At 66.2% G+C, this 284-nt stretch carries 1 protein-coding gene; it reads right to left on the reverse strand.

Translation table 11 applies throughout. The annotated features are described in order from the left end of the window. Nucleotides 1–284: carbohydrate ABC transporter permease (locus AAEZ09_RS28055; protein WP_350601606.1), on the reverse strand; the 284-nt coding region annotated here is incomplete at both ends.

Consider the following 284-nt stretch of genomic DNA (forward strand, 5'->3'; position numbering starts at 1 on the left):
GGTAGATGGTCGGCAGGCTCGCACCGTCCACCTGAGCAGCGCGGATGATCGACTGATCGACGCTGCGCAGGCCGGCGAGGAACAGCGCCATGACGAAGCCCGAGGCCTGCCACACCGCCGCGATCACCAGGCAATAGATGACCCGATCCGGATCAACCAGCCAGTCGAAGCGAAAGCCTTCCCAGCCCCAGTCGCGCAGCAGCTTGTCCAGGCCCAGGCCGGGATTGAGCAGCCACTGCCAGGCGGTGCCGGTGACGATCATCGACAGCGCCATGGGGTACAGG

Source organism: Pseudomonas sp. 65/3-MNA-CIBAN-0223 (assembly GCF_040310425.1).
Lineage (GTDB): Bacteria > Pseudomonadota > Gammaproteobacteria > Pseudomonadales > Pseudomonadaceae > Aquipseudomonas > Aquipseudomonas gregormendelii.